The sequence below is a fragment of the Serratia sp. (in: enterobacteria) genome (assembly GCF_046715635.1).
GTDB lineage: Bacteria > Pseudomonadota > Gammaproteobacteria > Enterobacterales > Enterobacteriaceae > Chania.
On sequence record NZ_JBKJYW010000102.1, the window covers coordinates 1 to 4,188 of the forward strand.

The 4,188-nt window shown below is 54.5% G+C and carries 6 protein-coding genes; all 6 read left to right on the forward strand.

Annotation, left to right across the window (positions count from 1 at the left end; translation table 11 throughout):
• The first annotated feature begins 106 nt into the window (after window positions 1–106).
• A complete protein-coding gene (gene yceD / locus ACLQ7H_RS05030; protein WP_411751725.1) occupies window positions 107–628 on the forward strand; it encodes a 23S rRNA accumulation protein YceD in 522 nt (173 codons plus the stop codon).
• A gap of 16 nt (window positions 629–644) precedes the next feature.
• Window positions 645–812 carry a 50S ribosomal protein L32 gene (gene rpmF, locus ACLQ7H_RS05035; RefSeq protein ID WP_004943042.1) on the forward strand — a complete coding sequence of 56 codons (168 nt, stop codon included), beginning with the start codon at window positions 645–647 and terminating at the stop codon, window positions 810–812.
• A 12-nt stretch (window positions 813–824) separates the two neighbouring features.
• Window positions 825–1,859, forward strand: a complete 1,035-nt coding sequence (gene plsX, locus ACLQ7H_RS05040; RefSeq protein ID WP_411751726.1) for a phosphate acyltransferase PlsX — start codon at window positions 825–827, stop codon at window positions 1,857–1,859.
• Between the two features lie 6 nt (window positions 1,860–1,865).
• Entirely contained in the window at window positions 1,866–2,819 is a 954-nt protein-coding gene (locus ACLQ7H_RS05045; RefSeq protein WP_411751727.1) for a beta-ketoacyl-ACP synthase III, read from the forward strand.
• Between the two features lie 18 nt (window positions 2,820–2,837).
• On the forward strand, window positions 2,838–3,767 hold the full coding sequence (gene fabD / locus ACLQ7H_RS05050) for an ACP S-malonyltransferase (protein ID WP_411751728.1): 930 nt from the start codon (window positions 2,838–2,840) through the stop codon (window positions 3,765–3,767).
• A gap of 12 nt (window positions 3,768–3,779) precedes the next feature.
• Window positions 3,780–4,188, forward strand: a 409-nt coding sequence (locus tag ACLQ7H_RS05055) for an SDR family NAD(P)-dependent oxidoreductase (RefSeq protein ID WP_411751729.1), incomplete at its 3' end; no start/stop codon positions are given.

Genomic DNA, 4,188 nt, shown 5'->3' on the forward strand with positions numbered 1-4,188 from the left:
TCATCTTAAACTGTCGGCCGCTCTGGAAGCGAATATTGGTGAAAGGTGCCGTTTTAGGGCCTTTTTCTTTGACTCTATGACGTTACAAAGTTAATATGCGCGCCCTATGCAAAAGGTAAAATTACCCTTGACCATTGATGCGGTACGTACCGCTCAGAAACGCCTGGACTATATTGGTTCCTACGCGCCTGAGTTGGTTACACGTGTTGCCGACTCCGTGGTCAGTGTGGACAGTGATGTCGAAGTGCAGTTGTCGTTTGATATCGATAACCAGCGCCTCGCGGTGATAACAGGGCAGGCGGACGTCGCGGTAACGCTGATGTGCCAACGCTGTGGTGTCCCGTTTGCCCATCAGGTCCACACAACATATTGTTTTAGCCCGGTCGTCAATGATGAGCAGGCTGAGGCATTACCGGAAGCGTACGAACCGATCGAAGTTGACGAGTTTGGCGAAGTCGATCTGTTGGCAATGATTGAAGACGAAATTATTCTTTCACTGCCTGTCGTTCCGGTACATGAATCTGAACACTGTGAAGTGTCCGAAGCGGACATGGTGTTTGGCAAACTGCCTCCTGAGGCGGAGAAACCAAATCCATTTGCCGTATTAGCCAGTTTAAAGCGTAAGTAATCGAGGAGTAAGGTCCATGGCCGTACAACAAAATAAACCAACCCGTTCCAAACGTGGCATGCGTCGTTCACACGATGCTCTGACCACCACCACCTTGTCTGTAGATGCGACTTCCGGTGAAACTCATCGTCGTCACCACATCACTGCCGACGGTTTCTACCGCGGTCGCAAGGTTATCGGCTAAGTCAGCGATACTTTGACTCGTCTAACCCTGGCGTTAGATGCAATGGGCGGGGATTTCGGTCCCTGCGTCACAGTGCCTGCTTCATTGCAGGCACTGGCCTCTAATTTACAGCTTCATCTCCTGTTAGTCGGCGATCCCGACATCATCTCTGCGTTACTTGCCAAAGCCGATCCGTCTGTCCTGGAACGCTTGCAAGTCGTACCTGCCGAATCGGTTATTGCCGGTGACGCCAAGCCTTCACAAGCGATCCGGGCCAGCAAAGGCACCTCTATGCGTATTGCGCTGGAGTTGATTAAAAGCGGTGAGGCACAGGCTTGTGTCAGTGCAGGGAATACTGGAGCGTTGATGGGGCTGGCCAAGCTGCTGATTAAACCGTTGGACGGTATTGAACGTCCGGCGTTGATGACCGTGATACCTAACCAACAGCGCGGTAAAACCGTGGTGCTGGATCTGGGGGCCAACGTAGAGTGCGACAGCACGATGCTGGTGCAGTTCGCGGTAATGGGTGCAGTGATGGCGGAAGAGGTATTGGGTATCGCGCAGCCACGTGTGGCGCTGCTCAATATCGGCGAAGAAGAAACCAAAGGTCTGGATAATATCCGCGAAGCCTCCGCCGTGCTTAAAAAAACGCAGGCAATCAACTATATTGGTTATCTGGAAGGCAACGACCTGCTCACCGGCAAAACCGATGTGATGGTCTGCGACGGCTTTGTTGGCAACGTCACTCTGAAAACCATGGAAGGTGTGATAAGACTGTTCTTGTCACTACTCAAGTCATCCTCCGAAGGGGGGAAGCAGGCGTGGTGGTTAAAATTGTTGGGTCGTTGGTTACAAAAAAGGGTGGCAAGGCGTTTTGGTCATCTGAACCCCGACCAGTATAATGGTGCATGTCTGTTAGGATTGCGGGGAACCGTGATTAAGAGCCACGGCGCCGCGAACCAAAACGCGTTCGCGGTGGCAATCGAACAGGCTGTACAGGCGGTGCAGCGGCAAGTTCCGGACAGGATTGCTGCGCGCCTTGAAGCTGTATTACCCAAGAGTGACTGATCGTTCATGTATACAAAGATTCTCGGTACGGGGAGTTACTTACCCGCACAAGTGCGCACCAACGCTGACTTAGAAAAAATGGTGGATACGTCTGACGAGTGGATCGTGACTCGCACCGGTATTCGTGAACGTCGTATCGCTGCCCCGGATGAAACCGTGGCAACCATGAGCTTCCACGCTGCGTCTCACGCGCTGGAAATGGCGGGTGTGGCTAAAGAAGATATCGGCCTGATCGTGGTGGCTACCACCACCTCGAGCCATGCGTTCCCAAGTTCTGCCTGCCAGGTGCAGCAGATGCTGGGCATTCAGGACTGCGCGGCGTTTGATATCGCGGCGGCCTGTGCTGGCTTTACCTACGCCTTGAGCGTGGCCGATCAGTACGTGAAGAACGGCGCGGTAAAACATGCGCTGGTGATCGGCTCAGATGCGCTGTCGCGCACGCTCGATCCTGAAGATCGTGGCACGATCATCCTGTTTGGCGACGGTGCAGGCGCGGTAGTGCTGGGGGCTTCAGAGGAGCCGGGCATTATCTCTACCCATCTGCATGCGGATGGCCGTTATGGCAATCTGCTGGCGCTGCCGAATAAAGATCGTCAGAACCCGGAGCAGCCTGCCTACGTCACCATGGCGGGTAACGAAGTGTTTAAAGTGGCAGTCACCGAACTGGCACATATCGTTGATGAAACGCTGAAGGCCAACGAACTTGACCGCAGCGAACTGGATTGGCTGGTTCCGCATCAGGCCAACCTGCGCATCATCAGCGCAACGGCAAAAAAACTGGGTATGGGGATGGAGAAAGTGGTGGTGACGCTCGATCGTCACGGAAACACCTCTGCCGCCTCGGTACCTTCGGCGCTCGACGAAGCCGTACGCGACGGGCGCATCCAGCGTGGTCAGTTGGTGTTGCTGGAAGCATTCGGCGGTGGCTTTACCTGGGGCTCGGCGCTGGTTCGTTTTTGATTCAACAGGAATAAAAAAATGACGCAAACTGCTTTTGTTTTTCCAGGCCAGGGTTCACAAACCGTTGGCATGCTGGCCGATTTGGCCGCACAGTTTCCCATTGTGGAACAAACTTTTAGCGAAGCTTCTGCGGCTTTGGGTTACGATCTGTGGCAGTTGGTGCAGGCTGGCCCGGCAGAAGAGCTGAATAAAACCTGGCAGACACAGCCAGCGTTGTTGGCGGCCTCCGTTGCCATCTTCCGTGTCTGGCAGCAGCAGGGCGGTAACATGCCTGTGATGATGGCCGGCCACAGCCTGGGTGAATACTCGGCGCTGGTGTGTGCCGGTGTGTTGGATTTTGCTGCGGCTATCCGTTTGGTAGAACTGCGCGGTAAGCTGATGCAGGAAGCGGTACCGGAAGGGACTGGTGCCATGTACGCCATCATCGGTCTGGATAACGCCTCAATTGCCAAAGCCTGTGAGGAGTCTGCTCAAGGCCAGGTAGTTTCACCGGTGAACTTCAACTCTCCGGGGCAGGTCGTTATCGCGGGCAACAAAGAAGCGGTTGAGCGTGCCGGTGTGGCTTGCAAGGCGGCAGGTGCCAAACGTGCACTGCCGTTGCCAGTGAGCGTGCCTTCGCACTGCGCACTGATGAAACCGGCTGCCGATAAGCTGGCTGTTGCGCTGCAAGAGATCACCTTCAACGCACCGCTGGTGCCAGTGGTCAATAACGTTGATGTACGCGCAGAGACCGCGTCAGAAGCTATCCGCAGTGCGTTGGTTCGCCAGCTGTACAGCCCGGTGCGCTGGACGGAAAGCGTAGAATTTATGGCGGCAGAGGGTGTGACTCTGCTGTTGGAAGTGGGCCCAGGCAAAGTGCTGACCGGCCTGACCAAACGCATTGTCGACACCTTGACGGCGGCGGCGGTTAACGATACTGCCAGCCTGTCTGCGGCGTTGGAACAGTAAAAGAGGATAACCATGAGCTTCGAAGGGAAAATTGTCCTGGTCACCGGCGCAAGCCGCGGTATTGGCCGGGCTATTGCAGAGTTGTTTGTTGCACGTGGCGCCAAGGTTATCGGCACCGCTACCAGCGAGAGCGGTGCTGAAGCCATCAGCAGCTATCTGGGTGAGAACGGCAAAGGCTATATGCTGAACGTGGTTGATGCTCAATCTATCGACAACGTTTTGACCTCGATTCGTGCGGAATTTGGCGAAATCGACATTTTAGTGAATAATGCCGGGATTACGCGTGATAACCTACTGATGCGAATGAAGGATGATGAGTGGCAGGATATCCTGGACACCAATCTGACTTCCGTATTCCGTCTGTCAAAAGCGGTAATGCGAGCTATGATGAAAAAGCGGTTTGGCCGTATCATCTCTATCG